At 66.4% G+C, this 20,602-nt stretch carries 13 protein-coding genes; 8 read left to right on the plus strand and 5 right to left on the minus strand.

The window, feature by feature from the left end; genetic code table 11:
* The first annotated feature begins 320 nt into the window (after positions 1-320).
* Positions 321-1,559, plus strand: a complete 1,239-nt coding sequence (locus AC1ROK_RS09850) for an AGE family epimerase/isomerase (RefSeq protein WP_492846260.1) — start codon at positions 321-323, stop codon at positions 1,557-1,559.
* 21 nt (positions 1,560-1,580) lie between these two features.
* Here the strand turns inward: AC1ROK_RS09850 and AC1ROK_RS09855 are convergent, their stop codons facing one another.
* Positions 1,581-1,916 (minus strand): hypothetical protein, encoded by a 336-nt coding sequence (locus tag AC1ROK_RS09855; protein WP_492846262.1) that lies wholly within the window; start codon positions 1,914-1,916, stop codon positions 1,581-1,583.
* Between the two features lie 93 nt (positions 1,917-2,009).
* Here AC1ROK_RS09855 and AC1ROK_RS09860 point away from each other — a divergent pair, with 93 nt between their 5' ends.
* The 4 genes from AC1ROK_RS09860 (at position 2,010) to AC1ROK_RS09875 (ending at position 9,354) form a co-directional block, all read left to right on the plus strand.
* Positions 2,010-2,600 carry a TetR/AcrR family transcriptional regulator gene (locus AC1ROK_RS09860; protein ID WP_492846264.1) on the plus strand — a complete coding sequence of 197 codons (591 nt, stop codon included), beginning with the start codon at positions 2,010-2,012 and terminating at the stop codon, positions 2,598-2,600.
* Between the two features lie 140 nt (positions 2,601-2,740).
* Positions 2,741-4,165 (plus strand): DHA2 family efflux MFS transporter permease subunit, encoded by a 1,425-nt coding sequence (locus AC1ROK_RS09865; protein WP_492846266.1) that lies wholly within the window; start codon positions 2,741-2,743, stop codon positions 4,163-4,165.
* A gap of 60 nt (positions 4,166-4,225) precedes the next feature.
* A complete protein-coding gene (locus AC1ROK_RS09870; protein ID WP_492846268.1) occupies positions 4,226-4,582 on the plus strand; it encodes a hypothetical protein in 357 nt (118 codons plus the stop codon).
* 146 nt (positions 4,583-4,728) lie between these two features.
* Positions 4,729-9,354 carry a hypothetical protein gene (locus AC1ROK_RS09875; RefSeq protein WP_492846270.1) on the plus strand — a complete coding sequence of 1,542 codons (4,626 nt, stop codon included), beginning with the start codon at positions 4,729-4,731 and terminating at the stop codon, positions 9,352-9,354.
* A gap of 121 nt (positions 9,355-9,475) precedes the next feature.
* On the opposite strand, the gene AC1ROK_RS09880 is transcribed toward AC1ROK_RS09875, so the two are convergent.
* A complete protein-coding gene (locus AC1ROK_RS09880) occupies positions 9,476-10,381 on the minus strand; it encodes a S1C family serine protease (protein WP_492846272.1) in 906 nt (301 codons plus the stop codon).
* A 243-nt stretch (positions 10,382-10,624) separates the two neighbouring features.
* On the opposite strand from AC1ROK_RS09880, the gene AC1ROK_RS09885 reads away from it, so the two are divergent.
* From AC1ROK_RS09885 to AC1ROK_RS09895, 3 genes are all read left to right on the plus strand, one after another.
* Positions 10,625-12,034 (plus strand): ABC transporter substrate-binding protein, encoded by a 1,410-nt coding sequence (locus AC1ROK_RS09885; protein WP_492846274.1) that lies wholly within the window; start codon positions 10,625-10,627, stop codon positions 12,032-12,034.
* A 170-nt stretch (positions 12,035-12,204) separates the two neighbouring features.
* Positions 12,205-14,160 (plus strand): ABC transporter permease, encoded by a 1,956-nt coding sequence (locus tag AC1ROK_RS09890; protein ID WP_492846276.1) that lies wholly within the window; start codon positions 12,205-12,207, stop codon positions 14,158-14,160.
* Between the two features lie 169 nt (positions 14,161-14,329).
* Positions 14,330-15,658, plus strand: a complete 1,329-nt coding sequence (locus AC1ROK_RS09895) for an enolase C-terminal domain-like protein (protein ID WP_492846278.1) — start codon at positions 14,330-14,332, stop codon at positions 15,656-15,658.
* 197 nt (positions 15,659-15,855) lie between these two features.
* On the opposite strand, the gene AC1ROK_RS09900 is transcribed toward AC1ROK_RS09895, so the two are convergent.
* The 3 genes from AC1ROK_RS09900 to AC1ROK_RS09910 form a co-directional block, all read right to left on the minus strand.
* Entirely contained in the window at positions 15,856-17,010 is a 1,155-nt protein-coding gene (locus AC1ROK_RS09900; RefSeq protein ID WP_492846280.1) for a mandelate racemase/muconate lactonizing enzyme family protein, read from the minus strand.
* A 186-nt stretch (positions 17,011-17,196) separates the two neighbouring features.
* Positions 17,197-18,690, minus strand: coding sequence for an HlyD family type I secretion periplasmic adaptor subunit (locus AC1ROK_RS09905; RefSeq protein WP_492846282.1), 1,494 nt, complete (start codon positions 18,688-18,690; stop codon positions 17,197-17,199).
* A gap of 93 nt (positions 18,691-18,783) precedes the next feature.
* Positions 18,784-20,529: a type I secretion system permease/ATPase gene (locus tag AC1ROK_RS09910; protein WP_492846284.1), complete on the minus strand. Its 1,746-nt coding sequence runs from the start codon at positions 20,527-20,529 to the stop codon at positions 18,784-18,786.
* Positions 20,530-20,602: the final 73 nt, after the last annotated feature.

Here is a 20,602-nt window from a genome sequence, read left to right on the forward strand (position 1 = left end):
TGCCATCCCGAGTTGCGGTTGCGCCCACCCACCGACTGTCATCCCTGCGAAAGCAGGGACCCAACTCGCCGCCCGCGCCAGCCGATAGTTGGGTCCCTGCTTTCGCAGGGATGACACCGAGCTTGGGGTACTTACAGGGCGTCGGCTCGCGTGTCGGAGCCTGACTTGGCGCGTGGTGCCGAAGCAGGGATGACAGCCGGCGGAGAGCGAACATCGCGCCGACACAAGCAAATCGCCAGCGATCGATACTCGTATGGTAGCCCTCGACGCTGCGCTGCCCGCTGGGTAGAACTGGCTCACCAAAACCGAGGGAGCTAGATATGCCGGCGACGACCACCCAACCCTGGCGCAACCGTAGCTATCACCGGCGCTGGCTCTTGGAGCAGGCCGACGCGCTGTTCGGGTTCTTCCAGAATCGGGCCTTCAACCCCAAGGGCGGGTTCTTCGACCTCGATCCAACCGGCAAGCCGCTGAACGCCGCCAATCCGGTGCGCGGCATCCACTCGACGGCGCGCATGGTGCATTGCTTCGCCATCGGCAGCCTGCTCGGCCGGCCGGGCTCGGACCTGATCGTCGACCACGGCATGAAGTTCCTGTGGGAGCGGCATCGCGATACCAAGGCGGGCGGCTATTTCTGGACGGTGGACGACAACGGGCCGCGCGATGGGCGGAAGCAAGGCTATGGCCATGCCTTCGTGCTGCTGGCCTCGTCGAGCGCCAAGCTGGTCGGGCACCCCCTGGCCGACAAGATGCTGGCCGATGTCACCGAGATTCTCGAGACCAAATTCTGGGAAGAGCGGCACGGCGCCATTGCCGAAGAGTTCAACGCCGACTGGTCAGTGATCGCGCCCTATCACGGGCAGAACTCCAACATGCACCTGACCGAGGCGCTGATGGCGGCGTTCGAGGCGACGGGCGAGCGGCGCTATCTCGACAAGGCCGATCGCATCGCCGACCTGATCATCCGGCGCAAGGCCGGCGAGAACGGTTTTCGCGTCGCCGAGCACTTCGATGGCAACTGGCAGGTCGACAAAGGCTATCTCGGCGACCAGATGTTCCGGCCGCCCGGCACGACGCCCGGCCACTGGCTGGAATGGTCGCGCCTGGTGCTGCAGCTCTGGGCGCTGGGCGGCAAGAAGCACGCCTGGATGCCGGATGCGGCCGAAGCGCTGTTTGCCCAGTCGATCGCACTCGGCTGGGACAAGGACAAAGGCGGGTTCTTCTACAACCTCGACTGGAACGACAAGCCGGACATGCGCGACAAGCTCTGGTGGCCGGCCTCGGAAGGCGTCGGCGCTGCGGCCTTCCTCTGCGAGCACCGGCCGAGCGCCTTCCACGAGGAGTGGTATCGCCACATCTGGGACGTGATCGCGAGTTCGTTCATCGACGAGCAGAACGGCGGCTGGCACGAGCAGCTGACCGAGGACCTGCAGCCGAGCTACACGCTGTTCGGCGGCAAGGGCGACATCTACCACGCGCTGCAGGCGTGTCTGATTCCGCTGTACCCGGCGACGGGGAGCTTGACCAAGGGGATCCTGGCGGAGATTTCCAAGGGCTGAGGCGGTAGGCCGTAGCCGCTGTTACGTCGCCACAGGCAGCTCGGTACGAGAGCTGTAGAGCTTGATGCCCAACTCGGTGATCTCCAGCAGCACCAGGTGGATGGCGTCGCTGACCGGGGCGAGCTCGGCGGCGGCGGTCGGGCTTTTGGTGGCGATCTCGTCTACGGTGCGCTGGAACTCGGTGATGTCGGCGTAGACAGCGGTCGCTGTCTCTTCGAGATGGACTAGTTGTGCTTCGTCGGGCTTTTGCTCTCGGGCCTGGGCGGCGAGCAGGGTCAGGCGCGCGGCTTCGGTGCGCCAGTGTTCGATATTCTTCCCGAAGTGGTTCAGGCGGTCGGCGATATCGTCTTTGGACATAGGGGCACCCTCTCAACGATGGCCTAACGGGCGGGGGGTGGTTTCGATGCCAAGGCCCCGCAAATTGTTTGGACGTTGACAGACTACTCGCTGGTGAGTATTCACTCACTCACCATGAAGCACACACGTACCAACCTGTCCGATGCGGACACCCGAAGAGAAGCCATTGTCGAGGCGGCGCTGGTGGCGTTTGCCGATGCGGGGTTTCAGGCGACGCCGGTCACCGCGGTCGCGGCGCGGGCCGGGATCAGCCAGGCCTACGTGTTCAAGCTGTTCCCCACCAAGGAGGAACTGTTCATTGCCGCGGTGGAGCGCTGCTTCACGCGGATCGAGGAGACGCTGGAGAAGAGCGCCCAGACGGTCAGCAGCGGCGACGCCGACGCGATCCTCTATGCGATGGGTGACGGCTATGCGAGCCTGATTGCCGACCGCAGCATCCTGATGATCCAGGTGCACGCGCAAAGCGCCTCGGACGTTCCCGCGATCCGCGCCACGATGCGGGGTGGGCTCAAGCGGATCGTCACCTATGTGAAACAGCGCACGGGCGCCAGCGACGAGGCGGTGCAACGCTTCATCGCCTTCGGCCAGCTCTGCCACCTGATTACCACCACCGCTATCGACGACGTCGGTGAGGACTGGGCTCGACTGGTGGCGCGCGGCATCCGGCACGTGCCGGCCATCTGATTCGGCCGGGCATCCCGGCCGGGCGACTTATGACGACGTTCATCGTGGCGCCCTCACCTGCTCAACAGCGGGAACACGGAGCCATTTCTTGAAACCAAATAGTGAGTGATTGCTCACTCTATCAGTACAGGAGAATTGAAATGACCACTGTAGTCGCAACCGCCGCTGACGCGGCATCCCCGCAGCGCAGCCGCAATCGCTGGCTCGCCCTCACCATCCTGGCGCTGGCGCAGTTTCTCGTGGTGCTCGACGCCTCGATCGTCAACATCGCGCTGCCCAGCCTCGGGGCCGGACTGGGGCTCGACCACAACCTCCTCACCTGGGTCATCACCTCCTATGTGCTGCCGTTCGGCGGGTTGCTGATGCTGGGTGGGCGGCTGGCCGACCGCTATGGGCACCGCAGGGTGTTTCTCGCCGGCGTGTTCGGCTTCATCGCGGCATCGCTGCTGGCAGGGTTGTCGATCAATGGGCCAATGCTGCTCGCAGCGCGCGCCGTACAAGGCGCATCGGCGGCGCTCCTCGCGCCGGCGGCGCTGGCATTGCTGATGCAGCTGTTCCCGGTGACGGACGGCCGGGCCAAGGCGCTCGGTATCTGGGGCGCCGTGGCCGGCCTCGGCAGCGTTGCCGGGGTGCTGCTGGGCGGGGTGCTGACCGCCAGCATCGGCTGGTCGGCGATCTTCTTCATCAACGTGCCGGTGGGCCTTGTGGTGCTCGCCGCAATCCCGGCGCTGCTGAGCCGCGACGTGGTGCAGAGCCGGGCGCGGCTCGACCTCTGGGGCGCCATCACCGTAACGCTCGGCGTAGTGGCGCTGGTGGCGGCGTTCTCGATGGTGCTTGAGCTCGGCTTCCTGTCGCCGGTGACGCTCGGCCTCGGGGCGGCAGGCGTGGCGCTGCTCGGGTTGTTCACTGTGATCGAACTCCGCTCGCCCGACCCGCTGGTGTCGTTCTCGATCTTTGCCAACCGGGCGGTGACGCTGGGGAACCTGGTGGTGCTGCTGATCGGCGGCACGGTGGTGGGGCTATTCTTCGTCCTCTCACTGCACATGCAGAATGTCCTCGGCTATGACGCCATGCTGACCGGCCTCACCCAGGTGCCGCTGGCGCTGGCGCTGATCGTCACGGCCGGGGCGTTGCCGCCGGTGATGGCGAAGACCGGTTCGGCGCGGACGCTGGCGGTGTCGCTGGTCGGCCTTGCAATCGGCCTCGTCTGGCTGGCGCTGGCGCCGGTCGGAGCGGATTTCGTGCTGCACCTCTTGGCTCCGACGATCATCATCGGCGCCGGTTTGGGCGGGGCGTTCATCGCCGGCACCGAACTCGCGGTGCAGGGCGTCAGCGAAGCCGATAGCGGGCTCGCCAGCGGGCTGGTCAACACCAGCCAGCAGATCGGCGGCGCCCTCGGGCTGGCCGTGCTGTTCACGCTGGCGACCAGCCTGACCAACAGCCTCAGCGCTGCCGGAGCCGATGAGGTGACGGCGCTCGCGGGAGGTTACTCGGCCGCCTATCTCGGCGCCGCCGGGCTGGCCCTGCTGGCCGCCCTGATCGCCGCCTTCGCCACCCGCAAGTGACACCCGGCACCGGCGCGATGTTGCGCCGGTGCCCTTCCCCCCAACCAAGGAGTACCTGATATGACCACCGACAACTTCGCCGCCCCGCCCAAGGACAAGTCGCAAAAACTTGCGCCTCGCTATGTCACCTGGTCGGCCATCGTCGCCCCCGTGCTGGTGCTGACCGGCTGGGCCTTCATCGCCGCAATACCGATCGCACTGATGACCTGGGGCAGCTGGACCGACAAGCGAGTCCGGGCGCTGCGCTGGTGGAGCGGGCTCACTGCCCTGCTCTATGCCATCCCGTTCGTGCAGTACCTGCTGCGCACTGATCCCGAGGCCAGCATGTCCTCTATGCTGCACCCGGCGATGGGCATCGCCATCACACTCGCCGCCGTCGTGCTGGTGCTGAAGATCTTCAAAAATCACGGCGGTTGAAGGTGGCCGGAGCGGCCGGCGGCTCCCAGTTGTTCGCCGGCCTCACAAGACTAGTGCCGCCGCGACGAGGGCGTGTTATTGTCCTCGGGCGGAGTGCACGCGAAGGGGACGCGTGAGCTTAGGGGCGTTAATGGCGAGGAGAGGCCATGGCGTCGTTTTGCGGTCTGCGGACCCGGGGTCAGTTCGTCGGCGCACTTGTCGCGACTGTCATTGCTTCCACGACATTCCTGACATCGTTCGCCTATGCGGCGGACGAGGCGATCTTTGCTCCCGGCGAGCCTGTCGTCACCGGCTTCTCCGGCATCGTCCCGCCGGCGACGCCCCCGGCCGGCGGCGACCCGCTCGATTACACCTTCATCGATCCGGCCGGCCGCTCGATGGTGATCCAGCAGTTGCAACCGGATGGACCACCGGCCGGTCAGCTGATCCCGGCCGAACCGGTGTTCTCGGCGACGGCAGCCGATGTCGGGCAGACCTTCGGGGTGGCGCTGGATGACGCTCCCGAGTTCAGCGGCGCAGCTGCGCCCAACATCTACCTCGCGGCAACATCGGCTTTCGGCCTCAACATCGTCGTGCCGGATGCCGACGGCAATCCGATGCGCAGCAAGCGCGGCGCGCCCGAGGCAACGTTCATGGCGGGCCAATGGGGCAGCGCCGGCGGGGCGGAGGGCTATCCCGGCAGCATCTGGAAGGTCGATGGCAGCACCGGCGAGATCTCGCTGTTCACCACCATTGCAGCCAATAGCGGCGCAGGGCTGGGCAACCTGGTGTTCGACCCGGCCAGCGCGCAGTTCTTCGTTTCCGACCTCGATACCGGCCTCGTCTACCGGCTGGCGGCGGACGGCATCATCATCGACACCTTCGACCATGGCGTTGCCGGGCGACCGACGCACGAGCTCGAGCCGGTCGCCGACGATGGCAGCGAAATGTCGGTCACCGATCCGGCGTTCAACTCCGAGGACCCGGCAACCTGGGGCTTCACCCAGCCGGAACGCCGGGTGTTCGGCCTCGCCGTCAATGGCGGCCGGCTGTTCTACGCCGTCGCCTCCCAGATCTGGTCGGTGCGCATCAATGCCGACGGCAGCTTCGGCACGGCGCGCTGGGAACTCGACATCGCCGACCTGCCCTCCAGCAACGAGATCGCCAGCATCGTCTTCGACCCGCAGGGGCGGATGATCCTCGCGCAGCGCGGCGGGCCGGTGGGCAGCTACGACTACTCGGTGTTCGCCGAGGCAAGGACCTCCTCGGTCGTGCGCTACGCGCGCGAGTTCCCGGACGATCCGACGACCCCAGGCACCTGGGTGGAGACGCCTGAGAGTTACGCCATCGGCATGGCGCCGGAGGGCACCAATGCCTCGGGCGGCATTGCGCTCGGTCCGGATTTCGACGACGAGGCCGGGACGCTGAGCGGCGCCTGCAGCGCGTATCTCTGGTCGACCGGCGATGCGCTGCGCGACAACCTGAACGTCGATGCGCCGCTCGATCCGCCAACCCAGGTGCATGGCCTGCAGGGCAATGCCCTGGCGCTGGTGCGGCCACAGAACGACCCACCAACGCTGTCCTTCTTTGCCGACTACGACGGCAATACCGATGACGATCAGGCGATGGCTGAGGGGCATGTCGGCGCGGTCGCCATCTGGCAGGTCTGCGAAAGTGCACCCGCGACCTATGTTCCGCCGCCGGCCTTCCCGCCGCCCGATTACGCGCCGCCGAACTATGAGCCGGACGAGGACGAACCCGACGCGCCCGATGAGCCCGATGAATTCAGCAATCTGACGCTGGAGAAATGGGCCAAGCCGTTCTTCTGCTTCGACGGCGGCGCCGACTGGTGGTGCAATTTCACCATCCGGGTCGAGAACACCGGCAGCGTGCCCTATTGGGGTCCGGTGGTGGTCAACGACCACCTGCCGGCCAATAATCCCGGCGCCAGCATGAGCTTCTGGCCGCAACCGCCATGGTCGTGCGGCCCGACCGGACCGACCGCCTATCAGTGCGTCACCGGCCCGGTGCTGCTCTATCCCGGCGACGGCGTGGTGCTGCACGAGGTGGTGAAGCTGCCCAAGGCGGTGGTGAACTATTGCCACCTCGCCAACGCGGCCGAGCTCGACTGGTTCTGGGGCAATGACGACGATCCGAGCGACGATTTCAACATCGGCGTGGCGGGCATCAAGGCGCCCGGTTGCTTTGCGGCACCCGGCAACGACCTGGTCCTCGAAAAGATCGCCGCGCCGAGCTGCGTCGATGCCGGTGCCACCTGGAACTGCTCTTACGTGGTGCTGGTGCAGAATGCCGGGCCGGGCAACTATTCCGGGCCGATCACCGTCACCGACACTTTGGGTCTCAACGCTCCGGCGACGACGCTGGGGCCCTGGGCTTGTGTCCAGGCCGGCCCGGTGCTGACCTGCAATATCGTCGCGCCACCGGTCAACGCGCCGCCTGGCTGGACCTCGGGGTTCCTCGTGACCTCGCATGTGCCGAAGGGCATCCTGCCGGCGCTTTGCGGCCTCGACAACAAGGCCAATATCAGTACGCCTGCCGGCGGTTCGCCGACCAACCTCTTGGCCGGCAACGACTTCGACGCGGTCACCGCGCCGATCCCGGATCCGGCCTGTGCCGGGCCGGCGCTCGATACCGACCTCAAGATGCAGAAGACGCCGCTCGGCTGTTCGCCCTTCTTCTATGGGGTGAACGGTTACCTCTGCAAATGGCAGATGACGCTCAGCAATGTCGGGACCACCCCGTATCTGGGGCCCCTGTCGTTCGTCGACAGCTCGGCGGGCGTGACGGCCAACGAGCTCACCTTCATGTATCCGTTCTGCACGGGCACGGCGGTGACGACATGTACGCCGCCGGGACCGGTGGGGGTCAATCCGGGTGTACCTATCGTCATCCCCTTCCACACCTTCATTCCGGATGGGCCGAACGTCTGCTCGGTGACCAACAACCTGTCGATCCTCGTGCCGAACCCGGGCTCGCCGCCGAATCCCGGTGGCAACGATTCGGACACCGTCGGCCAGGCCCTGCCGAACCCCGCCTGCATCGCACCGGGCCTGCCAAAGCTCAACATCCAGAAGACCGCCACCGGCTGCGCCTCGGATCCATCCAGCGAGGACTGGCTCTGCGACTTCGACATCACCGTCTTCAACTATGGCGGCGGCCCGCAGCCGGGACCGATCCAGGTCAAGGACTTCAACGACAAGCCGACGACCTTCTCGGGCGCCGCATGCGTCCCCTCGGGGATCGATCAGTGGCTCTGCACCCGTCCGGCGGCCTTGCCGGCGCTGTCGAACTGGACCTTCCAGGCGACGTCGCAAGTCAACCCCAACAGCGTGACACTGGCCGACTGCAACGTGATCAACACCGTGCTGATCACCAACCCGGCCTCCGGCGGCGACCCGGGCTACCTCGCCCAGGCCAGCCAGAAGGTGCCGCAGCTGTTCATCAATCTCGGGCCCGGCCCAGTCGCGGTGTATTGCGACCCGCCAAGCCTCAAGCTGACCAAGACGGCGATCAAGACCGTCAAGGCGGGTGACGGCTACGACGCGACCTTCACGGTCCGGGCGACGTCGACGGGACCCGACCCCTATATCGGCACGGTCGAAGTCGACGAGCTCCTGCCGGACGGCACGAGCTTCGTCTCTTCCAGCAACTGGACGTGCGTCCCGACGACCGACAACGACATGCACTGCTCGTCGACGTTCAAGACCATCCCGGTGGGCAAGTACACCGAGATGACGATCACCATCCACATCCCGACCGATGTGGCGGTGGCGGCTCAGTGCAACATCGTCAACACGGTGAACGCGTCGATCTCGGCCGCCGTGCTGCACAGCGCCGAGGGGGTGCAATACACCGCCTCGGCCGCAGCCCAGCTGCCGGCCAGCGTCTGCCGGCCGGGGGCGGGGCCCGAGCCCGAGCAATGCCCGGTCAAGCAGGTGAAGCCCGACGGCAGCTGCTGCGAGGCGGGTACGCAATGGAACGGCAAGCAATGCGCCAAGCCGCGCCCGACGGCGCCGAAATGCCCCGCCGACAGCCACCTGACCGATAGCGGCGCCTGCGTTTGCGACAAGGGGACCCATGGCGATCCGGGCGAGTGCGAGCCGAACCAGTCGACGCCGAGCTGCGACTTCCGCGACAGCCGGCTGGTCAATGGCGAGTGCGTCTGCAAGCCCGGCACACACGGCAACCCCGGCAAGTGCCGCCCCGATGTGGTCGAAGAGCCGGTCTGCCCGGATGACAGCCGGCTGCGCCGCGGCGAATGCGTCTGCCTGCCGGGCACGATCGGCAAGCCGGGTAACTGCCGGCCCGAAGTGATCGAGCCGATCTGCCCGGACGACAGCCGCCTGCGCCGTGGGGAATGTGTCTGCCTGCCGGGCACGGTCGGCAAGCCGGGTAACTGCCGGCCCGAAGTGATCGAGCCGATCTGCCCGGACGACAGCCGGCTGCGCCGGGGTGAATGCGTCTGCCTGCCGGACACCCACGGCAAGCCGGGCAATTGCCAGCCGGACGTGGTCGAGGAACCGAGCTGCCCGGACGATAGCCGCCTGCGCCGTGGTCAGTGCGTCTGCCTGCCGGGAACCAGCGGCAACCCCGGCAATTGCCGGCCGGATATCGTCGAGGAACCAACCCCGGCTTGCCCGGACGACAGCCGGCTGCGCCGCGGTCAATGCGTCTGCATCCCGCCGCTGACCGGCAAACCGGGGGCTTGCGAGGCGCCGGTCCTCGAACTGCAGCCGCTGCGGCCGCGGATCGAGCTCCCGACCATCAACTGAACGCTGGACCGGGCTTCAGCTCGCACCGTACTTGGTCGTGATCGCCTCCCTCCCCCTTGAGGGGAGGGGAGCGAGAGGGCTGAGTTCGAACGGCCGACCGCACTCCGCGGCCGGCCCTCAGTCACTGCAAATGCGGCTTGCGCAGGAAGCTGTTGCGGTCGGCGGATTTGATGCGGACCCAGGTGTCGCGGCCATCGCGGACGACACGCATCGGGAACTCGGCGCCGGCCGGGCCGCTGCTCCACACCTTGCGATAGAAATCGGCGAGGCTTTCGACCTCGCTGTCGCGCACGTCGGAGATCACGTCGCCCTGGCGCAGACCGGCCTTGGCGGCCGGGCCGCCGTCGGCGACGCTCATCACCACCACTTCGCCGTCGCTCTCGGCCGAGAACACGCCGAGCCACGGACGCGGCGGACGGTTGACCTCGCCACGGGTGAGGAGATCGTCGAGGATGGGGCGGAGCAGGTCGATGGGGACGACCATGTTGATGTCGGCGGTTTCCCCGGCGCGCATCATCTGCAGGCGGAGCGAGCCGACGCCCAGCAGCTTGCCGTCGGCGCCGATCAGCGCCGCGCCGCCCCACGAGGGATGCACCGGGGCGGTGAAAATGGCTTCGTCGAGCAGGTACTCCCAGTAGCCGGCGAACTCCTGCTTGGCGACGATGGTGGCGCGGATGGACCGGCCGGTGCCATCCGCGAAGATCACCGCGTCACCCAGTTGGGCGTCGGCCGAATGGCCCAATTCGAGCGCCGGCAGGTCGAGGGGCCCAAGCGCCTGCACCAGACCGAAGCCGGTCTCTTGGTCATAAGCGAGGGCGTGCGCGGCGACGACGCGGCCGTCGCTGGTGGTTATCCACACCTCTTCAGCCTCGGTGATCAGATAGCCGATCGTCAGCACCAGACCGTTCTCGCGGATCACCACGCCGCTGCCTTCGCGCAACGTGCCGAGGCCGGCCGCGGTGAAGGCGTCGTCGGGGATGGTGGATCGGACGGCCACGACTGACCGCAAGGTCGGATCGATATCCATGCTCTTGTCCTGGTGTTGCGGAAACCGGCTGGCGCCGGGCCTCTGGCCGGGCACGATGCCTGTGCACAAGGTAGGCAATGGACGGGGGGCCTGCAAGGGCTGGAGAGCCGAACCGTGAGGTACGTATTGCAGCAGAGCGAAATCTGTTCAATGCTGCACGTGTTGTCATACAAGGTGGACACGAGAGCCACCAACGAGCCGTGACTAGGAGAGACTGCCCAACGACGAGGAGGAGAAACTACGATGACTATCAAGAAGTTGAGCCGTCGCGACGTCCTGAGGGGGACCGTTGCTACCGGCGCCGGACTTATCGCCGCGGGGAGCGGCCTTCCGGTTTTTGCGCAGGACGCCGCAGCCCCCAAGCCGGACGCACCGCTGCCGGTCGGCGGCTCGGGAAAGCTCACCGTCATTCACCGCACCGAGTATTTCGAGGCGGCACAAACAGCGTTCCGCGACACCGTGCAGGCGTTTGCCGACTCCAAGGGGATCGAGCTCGACATCTCGACCACGAACCCCGAGTCGTTCGGCGATTTCATGGGAAAGATGACGGCGGCGGTGAAGGCCGGCAACCCGCCGGATTTCGCCTACACGTCCAACGTCTCGATCTCGCAACTGCACCTGCTCGACCTGGTCGAGGATGTGACCGACGTGGTCGATGAAGCGGTCAAGCTCTACGGCGACATCATGCCGGGCCTGAACGCCGCCAAAACGGCACAGCTCGATGGCAAGTGGTGGGCCGTTCCGCTTATCGGCACAACGACCGGCTACTATGCGCGTGGCGACAAGCTCAAGGAAAAGGGCATCGATCCTGCTTCCCTGAAGACGATCGTCGACCGCCGCGAGGCGGCCCTCGCCATCTCTGGTCCCGACTTCTACGGCTGGGGCTTTACCCCCAACCAGTCCGGTGACGGCTTCGGCTTCCTGATCGCCACGGTGCAGGCCTTCGGTGGCCACTTTACCGACGAGACCGGCCAGATCGTCACCTTCGACTCGCCGGAGACGGTGGCTGCCTTCGAGTTCCTGCGCGAAACCTACGACCGCAACGGCAAATATGCCGCCATGCTGCCGCCGGGTGTCGAGAGCTGGAACGACACGGGCAACAACGAAGCGTACCTCGCGGGCCAGATCGGCTTCACCCAGAACGCCTTCTCGATCTATGCCCAGGCCAAGCGCGACGGCAATCCGGTATACGCGAACACCCTGCTGCTGCAGGCGCCGACAGCGATCAACGGCGACAGCCGCGATGGCGGCAATGTCGGCGGCTGGATGACCGTGTTCAAGGGGGCGCCGAACGCCGCGCTGGCCAAGGAACTGGCGCTGAACCTGCTCGATCCGGCCAACTTCAGCAAGATCGCGTCGCTGGGCAGCGTGCTGTTCACCCCGGCCTACCAGAACCTCTGGACGCCCGAACTGCTGGCTGCCGAACCCAACCTTGCGACGATCAAGCAAGCGGTCGACGTCAAGGATCCGTTCCTCGGCCAGTCGTGGCCGGCGAATCCGAACGCCGGCGTCGATGCCATCCGCGCCCAGGGCGTGCTGGAACAGTCGGTCGGCAACGTCATCTCGGGGCGCATGGCGCCCGCCGATGCCGTCAAGGATGCGCACCAGAAGATGCGCGACCTCTTCGAAGAAGGCGGGATTATGCAGCCGTAAGGCGATGCGACCCAGGCGGGAGGGCGGCGCGACCGCCCTCCCCACTCTAGCGCCACAGCGTCATCGGCCGCACTCCCAGGCAGAGTACGCGCGCCGTTGCATGCAGTGGATCAAGGCTCCGGTGCGCAGGCCAGATGCCTCGCCATGCAGCACTTTCGAGGGGACAGGTAATGGTTGACCAAGCTCAGGTGAATACGGCGGTAGGCCGAACGATGCGGCCGATGTCCGTGGCGCGGCGGGTGCGAGGAATTCTCGGCCGCGACTGGAAGATCGCCTATCTGTTCGTATTGCCAATGGTCCTGCTGATGGCCGGCCTGATCTTCTGGCCGTTCATCAGCGCCATCCTGATGTCGATGACGACATTCAATTTCAACACCGGCGACACGGTGCAGGTGGGGCTGAAGAACTATCAGCGGCTCTACACCAATTCCGACTACCTGCTGAGCCTCAGCAACACCATCAACTTCACGTTCTGGTCGCTCAGCATCAAGTTCGTCACCGGCATGACCATCGCCATGATCCTCCATTCCAAGTTGCCGTGGCGCAACCTGATGTCGGCGATCATGCTGCTGCCCTGGATCGTGCCCGAGATCGTTACGGCGCTGGCCTGGAAGTCGATCTACGACCCGCTGTTCGGTGGCCTCAACCCGATCCTGCAGGGCGCCGGCATCATCAACAAGCCGCTCGGCTGGCTGTCGGACTCGAACCTCGCCCTGGGCAGCGTCATCGCGGTGAACGTCTGGAAGGGCATCCCGTTCTTCACCCTGCTGCTGCTGGCCGGGCTCAAGGCGATCGATACCGAGCTCTATGAATCGGCCGAGGTCGACGGCGCCAACGCCGTGCAGCGCTTCCGCTACATCACGCTGCCGGGGATGCGTTACGTGATCCTGGTGGTGCTGCTGCTGAGCTTCATTTCCACCTTCAACCAGTTCGGGCTGATCTTCCTGATGACCGGCGGCGGGCCGAGCGGCGCGACGCGCCTCTACTCGATCCTTGCCTATGAAAAGGCGATCGGCTCCCTGCAATACGGCCCGGGCAGCGCGATTGCGCTGAGCGTCGCGCCGCTGATGGCGTTCCTGATCTACCTGCTCTCCAAGTACATGCGGCACGACGAGCGCGCCGCGGGGGTGCAGAAGAAGGGGCTCGGCATCGGCAAGTTCTTCGGCCGGCTGTTCAGCGCCGTGCTCGACGTCTTCTTCTGGCCCTTCGACATGCTGAACCGCGGCATCGAGAAGCTGGGCCGATCGCTGCGCAAGCGGATGACCGGTTCGCCGGAGAAGCCGGTGTTCAAGCCGCAGGGCCGCGAACGCATGGGGATCGGTATCCGTATCCTGATCCTGTTGCCGATCATGGCGTTCGTCCTGTTCCCGTTCTACTGGGTGCTGATCACCTCGTTCAAAACCACGACGCAGATCAGCCAGCGGCAATCGATCTTCTGGCCGAACCCGCCGACCCTCAACCAGTACCAGGAGCTGCTGTTCGGCTCGCCGTTCCTGCACTGGCTCGGCAACTCGATCCTGATCGCCGCATTGAGCACCATCATCTCGGTGGCGATCGCGGCCCTCGCCGCCTATGCCCTGACCCGGCTCAAGTTCCTCGGCGCCGGGCTGCTGACTACGGCGATCCTGATCACCTACCTGTTGCCCGGAACGCTGATCTTCATCCCGCTCTACCAGACGCTGAGCGATCTGGGGTTGATCAACAGCTATGGCGCGTTGCTGACCACCTACCCGACCTTCCTCGTCCCCTTCGCCACCTGGGTGCTGATCGGCTATTTCCGCTCGATCCCGGTGGAGCTCGAAGAAGCTGCGATGATCGACGGGGCGAGCCGGCTCTATGCCTTCATCCGCATCACCCTGCCGCTGGCGGCGCCGGCACTGCTGTCGGTGGCGCTGTTCGCCTTCACCAATGCGTGGAACGAGTTCCTGTTCGCCTTCGTGTTCATCACGTCGGAATCGCTCAGGACACTACCGATCGGCCTGCAGTCGATGGTGGTGGGCGACATCCTGCCCTGGGGCGAACTGATGGCGGCCTCGCTGCTGACGGCAATCCCGGTGGCGGTGCTCTACATGTACGCCCAGCGCTTCCTGGTCGGCGGGCTGACCGTCGGGGCGGTGAAGGGGTAGCGGCGAGCGCATCTGGCGCCATACCTGCCACAGCCACGGCGTCACCCCGGCGAAGGCCGGGGCCCATCCTGAGATATTAGCGTTCATCGCCAGATCTCAGGATGGGTTCCGGCCTTCGCCGGAATGACTCCGTGGGTGGGACAGCGATCCGAGCAGAGATGAGAGTAAGTTGACGCACGCCACCCCTACCATTACCGCCCTCCGCGTCGTGCCCGTGGCCGGCGAGGACAGCATGCTGCTGAACCTGAGCGGCGCGCATGGGCCATTGTTCACCCGCAACATCGTGCTCCTCACCGACAGCGCCGGTCGTACCGGGCTGGGCGAGGTGCCAGGTGGCGAGGCGATCGCCAGGACGCTGGAGGATAGCCGCGAGCTGGTCGTGGGGCGCGAGATCGGCGCCTATCGCTCGATGCTGCGGCAGATTGGCGAAACCTTCGCCAGTCGCGATGCCGGTGGGCGCGGGGCGCAGACCTTCGACCTGCGCGTCACCATCCATGCGGTGGCGGCGCTCGAATGCGCACTGCTCGACCTGATGGGTCAGTTCCTCGGCGTGCCGATGGCGGAGCTGCTCGGCGACGGCCAGGTACGCGACCGGGTCGAGATGCTGGGCTACCTGTTCTATGTCGGCGACCGCACCAGAACGCCGCTCGGCTACCGCACCGCGGCGCGTGGCGATGATTGGGAGCGAGTGCGCGACGAGGTGGCGCTGACGCCGGCGGCCGTCGTGCGGCTCGCCGAGGCAGCGGAGGCCCGCTACGGGTTTCGCGATTTCAAGCTGAAAGGCGGCGTGCTGGCCGGCGAGGCGGAAGCCGAGGCGATCGAGGCGCTGGCCGAGCGCTTCCCCGAGGCGCGATTGACGGTCGACCCGAACGGGGCGTGGTCGCTCGATGAAGCGGTGAAGCTGGCGACCCGGCTGAAGCCGATCCTTGCCTATGCCGAGGACCCATGCGGGGCGGAGGCCGGCTTTTCCGGCCGCGAGGTGCTGGCGGAGTTCCGGCTGCGGACAGGCGTGAAAGTCGCGACCAACATGATCGCCACCGACTGGCGACAGATGGGGCACGCACTGACGCTCGGCAGCGTCGATATCCCGCTGGCCGACCCGCATTTCTGGACGCCGCGCGGCTCGATCGACGTGGCAAAGCTCTGCCAGCGCTGGGGGCTCACCTGGGGCAGCCACTCGAACAACCATTTCGATATCTCGCTGGCGATGTTCACCCAGGTGGGCGCCGCAGCACCGGGGACGATCACCGCGCTCGATACCCACTGGATCTGGCAGGACGGCCAGCGACTGACGGTGGAGCCGCCGCTGATCCGTGACGGGCACGTCGCCGTGCCGGAGCGACCGGGGCTGGGGGTGGAGATCGACGAGGCGCAGCTCGAGGCGGCGCACCAGCGCTATCGTTCACTGCCGGCGGGGAGCCGGAACGATGCGGCGGCGATGCAGTATTTGATCAGCGGCTGGAGCTTTGACGCGAAGCGGCCGGCTTTGGTGCGCTGAGCCGCAAGCCCCGAGCGTGGGGCGCCCCCCTCCGAGCTGCGCCAGGCGGCAAGCCGCCAAGCTTCGCTTGCCTCCCCCATCAAGGGGGAGGTGGGGCTGGTGTATTTGGCTGTATCGTGCCCCGCCCGCCGGCGGGGCACCTCCCGCTTGATGGGGGAGGCTGGGAGGGGGTGGGGCAGCCAGCTCGGAAGTCCCGGTCACTGAAACCAGGTCGTCCCCGGATACTGGTGCTGCCTCGCCACCTCTTCGTTCAGCTCGAGCCCGATGCCCGGCCGATCGGTCAGCTTGATGCGGCCGTTCTCAATGATCTCGCCGCCATCGGTGATGGTCTTCCAGTAGTCGCGGTGGAACCAGTGGAACTCCAGCACCAGGAAGTTCGGCACGGTGGCGCAGACCTGGGCCGAGGCCATGGTGCCGATCGGCGAGCTGACATTGTGCGGGGCGAAGGGGATGGAATAGAGGTCGGCCATCTCGGCGATCTTCCGGCACTCCGACAGCCCACCGCATTTCGGAATGTCGGGCATGATGATGTCGAGCGCCTGCTGCTCGAAGACTTTCCGGAAGCCATGGCGCAGGTAGAGGTTCTCGCCACCGCAGATCGGCACGCTGGTCGAGCGGGTGATCTCGGCCATGGCGTCGATGTTCTCGGGCGGGATCGGCTCTTCCAGCCACATCAGCTGCAAATGCTCGAGGTCTTTGGCGAGGCGGATGGCGGAGTGCTTGTCGAGCCGGGTGTGCAGGTCGCAGGCGACCTCGACCTCTTTGCCGGCGGCTTTCACCACCATCTCGGCCAGTTGCACCATGCGGTCATGCTCCCACTTGTTGGGAGTCATGTTGAACCTGTCCTTCTCGTACCAGCCGGTTTCCGAGCCGGTGTGGCCATAGGCGCGGATATCGAGATCGACCTTGAGTGCGCTGAAGCCGGCTTCGAGCACCTTGTCGACCTCGGCCTGCACCTCGTCCATGTTCATGCCGGGCGAGACTTCGCAATCGCAGTAGACCCGGATGTCGTCGCGGAATTTGCCGCCCATCAGCTCATAGATCGGCACCTTGAGCGCCTTGCCCTTCAGGTCCCACAGCGCGATCTCGATACCGGTGAGCGCGGTGATCAGCGCGCCGGCAAAGCCGCCTTCGAACACCAGGCTACGGCGGGTTTCCTCGAAGATCGCGTCGATGGCGAAGGGGTCGCGGCCGATCAGGCGCTCCTCCAGCTCCTTGATGATGGCGATGGCCTGGTAGCCGCCATGCACGCATTCACCGAGCCCGGTGATGCCGGCGTCGGTCTCGATGCGGACCCATAGATGCATGCAATGGCCGCTCGTCGCCGCCGTCTTCACCGAAGTGATCTTCACGTTGCCTCTCCCTAGCCTGTCGTCCCGCGGTCCTCCCCGAGGGACGTACATCAGGTTACAGCCCGAGGCAGCGTTGGCAACCGCCGATCGGGCCCGAGGGAGTAGGCCGAAAGTCGTATGCTGGTAGAGTCTTTGCTTGGTCGCGCGATCGAGCCGGAAAAGTCTGCAACTTTTCCTGATCGCGCTCTACTGCCGGAAGCTGTGGTCGAGCGAGGCGGTGATCGGGCTCACCAGATAGTCGAGGAGGGTCTGCTCGTCGCCCATCAGCATGATCTCGGCCGGCATGCCGGGCAGCATCCTGATCCCCTCCCCCAGCGCGTCGAGGCTCGCCCGGTCGACTTCGACCTTGGCGAGGAAGTAGGCGCTGCCGGTGCGCTCGTCGATAAGGCTATCGGCCGAGATCGAGCGCAACACACCGTGGATCTGCGGCAGGTTGCGCTGCCGGAAGGCGGTGAGGATGACGCGGGCCGGCATGCCGGGATGGACGGCATCGATATCGAGCGGCCTGAGCCGCGCGTCGATCACTAGCTTCGACCCCTCAGGCACGATCTCGAGGATCGGCTCGCCGGATTTGACCACGCCGGAAACGGTGGTGACCCGCACATGCATGACGGTGCCGGCGATCGGCGCGGTGACCACGGTGCGGGCCAGCACATCCTCGCGCGAGGCCAGTTGGCTCGCGAGTTCTGCGAGTTCGCCGCGGACCTTGCTCAAGTCCTCGCTGACGCTCTCGACGATTTCGTCGCGCAGCGCGAGCAGCTGCATCTGGGTTTCGCCGATCAACTGGCGGTTCTGTGCGATGGCGGCGCGATTGGCGGCGCGCTGGGCCTCGACGCTGGCCGCCTCGCGCTGCAGCTCGAGCAGGCGCGGCAGGCGTTCGAGACCCTTGTCATAGAGCTGCTTGACGCTCGCTGCTTCCTGTTCGAGCAGGCCGATCTGTTCTTCCTCGGCGACGATCATCTCGCTCAGGCCGGCGATCTGCTCGTCCACCTGTTTCACCCGCTGGTCGAGTATCTGTTCGCGGCCGTTCTGCGAGGCGCGGCGGCTCGCGAAAAGGGCACGCTGGTCGTCGATGGCTCGGGCATAGTCAGCCGCCGGGAAAGCAAGCAGCTCGGCCGGGATGGTGATGGCATCACGCCCCTGCATTTCGGCGAGGAGGCGTGCTTCGAGGGCGCGCAGGTCAATGTAGCGGTCGCGCAGCTCCTGGCGGCGGGCCAGGGCCTGGGTGTCGTCGAGGGTGACCAGGGGGTCGCCGGCGGCGACCACGTCCCCCTCCTTGACATGAATGGTACGGACGATCCCGCCCTCCAGATGCTGGATGGTCTTGCGGTAGCCATCGGGGCTCACCACGCCCGATGCGATGGCGGCGCTGGCAAGCCGGGCGCCATAAGCCCAGGTGCCGAAGCCGCCGACCAGCAGCACCGCCGCGATATAGCCCAGCCAGCGCGGACCCCGGGTAGCGCGGGACAGTTCGACCCGCGGTCTGATTCGGCGGCGACGCTGGCCGAGCATGAGCAGCAGGATGCCCAGTGCAACCACGGTGGCGGCCGCAGTGAGCACGCCTTCGGGGGAGAGACCGGCGTGGTGCGTGGCCGTCCAGGCCTGGTCGACCAGCGGCAGGGCCTCGGCCTGCCACCAGTCCAATGCCATCTGCCAGAGCTTGGTCGGGTTCTCGAACATGGCGGCGACCTCCTGGAGTGCTTTCAGGAAAAGTTGCAGACTTTTCCGGTTCGAAAGCGCGATATAATCAATGACTTGGGGCGTTTCACCGGTTCATTGAAACGGTGAAACGCCCGGGGACGAAGCTCGGGGGAGCTTCCGCGTCGGCTGCGGGATGCGCCGCGGCTCCTCGCCCTCGACGGGAACGCCGGAGGGGCGAAGCACCTCGTCGCGGTCGGCGAAACGGGTGACGGTGCCGTTGCGCATGATGAGGATTTTGTCGACGGCCTGCAGGTCGACCGGCCGATGGGTGACGATCACCACGGTGCGGCGGCGACGCCGGAGCTCGGCGAGCGCCTTGGTGAGGGCGAGGTCGCCATCGCTGTCGAGGTTCGCGTTGGGCTCATCGAGCACCAGCACGGCCGGATCGCCGTAAACGGCGCGGGCGAGACCGATGCGCTGGCGCTGGCCCTGCGACAGCCGGTTGCCGGTCGCCACGATGTCGGTCTCGTAGCCGCCGGGCAGGCCCAGTACCAGCTGGTGCACACCGGCAAGCTGGGCTGCTTCGACCAGCTTGTCGCTGTCGATGGGGCGGAAGCGGGCAATGTTCTGGCCGACGGTGCCGGGGAACAACTCGACCTGCTGCGGCAGGTAGCCGAGGTGGCGGCCAAGATCGTCGGAATCCCAGGCAAAGACATCGGCGCCATCGATGCGCACATGGCCGAAGCTGGGGCGCGCGGCGCCGACCAGCAGGCGGCAGAGGGTCGACTTGCCCGCCCCGGACGGACCGACAATGGCGCAACTGCTGCCCGGTTCGAGACTGAAGCTGACATTGGAGAGGATCGGCTCGTGCCGAGCCTGCGCGGCGAAGCTCACCGCCTCGACGGACAACCGGCCGAGCGGCCGTGGCAGCTGCACCGCCTCGCGGTCGGGGGCAGAGCCCTTGAACAGGGCCTTGAGGTTGCGATGCGCCGCGGCGGCGGCGAGCAGCCGGCGCCAGGCGCTGATCGAGCGCTCGATGGGCGAGAGCGCCCGGGCCAGGATGATCGATGCGGCGATCATGGCGCCGCCGGTGAGCTGCCCCTGGAGCACATAATAAGCGCCGGCGCCCAGGATCAGCACCTGCAGCGCCATGCGGATGGCGCGGGAGATGCTGACGACGGTCGCGGTGTCCTCGGCGAGGTGCTGCTGGCGGTCGGTGGCGAGCTGTTCGCGTTCCTGCCAGCGCTCGATGATCGGCTGCGCCATGCCGAGCGGCGCAAGCGTCTCGCCGCCATCGATATAGCGGAGCGCCGCGTCGTGGTTGGCGCGCAACTCGGCGATCGAGCGCTTCTGCGCCGGCCGGGTGGCGATGTCGTTGCCGACGGCCAGACCGAACAGCACCAGGGCGCCGCCGATGGCGATGAGGCCGAGCGCCGGATGCAACTGCCAGATGAAGGCGATGAAGACGACGGCCCAGGGCGTATCGAGCAAGGCGAGCGGACCATCGCCATCGAAGAAGGCGCGCAGGTCGGACACATCGCGCGGTCCGGCTTCGAGGCCGGCGCCGGCAAGCCGGGCTTCCATCGCCCGACGGATCACCGGGCCGGTGAGCTCGAGATTGAGCCAGGCGCCGGTACGGGTGAGCATCAACCGCCGGGCATGCTCGATGAGGCCGTAGACGATGATGGCGGCGAGCGTGCCGAGGGTCAGCCAGATCAGCGTATCGAGCGAGTCGGTCGACAGCACGCGATCGTAGACCTGCAGCATGTAGAACACGGTGACGAGCAGCAGCAGGTTGACGAGGCAACTGAACAGGATAAGCGCCGGAAGCTCGTTCCGGACGCGATCGATGATGGTTTCGTAGAGGGTCTTGGGCATGGCTACCGCCTTGGCAAGGAACGCGCCGCGAAAGACGCCGGCCGGGGATTGCCCGGCCGGCTAAGGCTTGTTG

Source organism: Devosia sp. GW821-FHT12F11 (assembly GCF_058806655.1).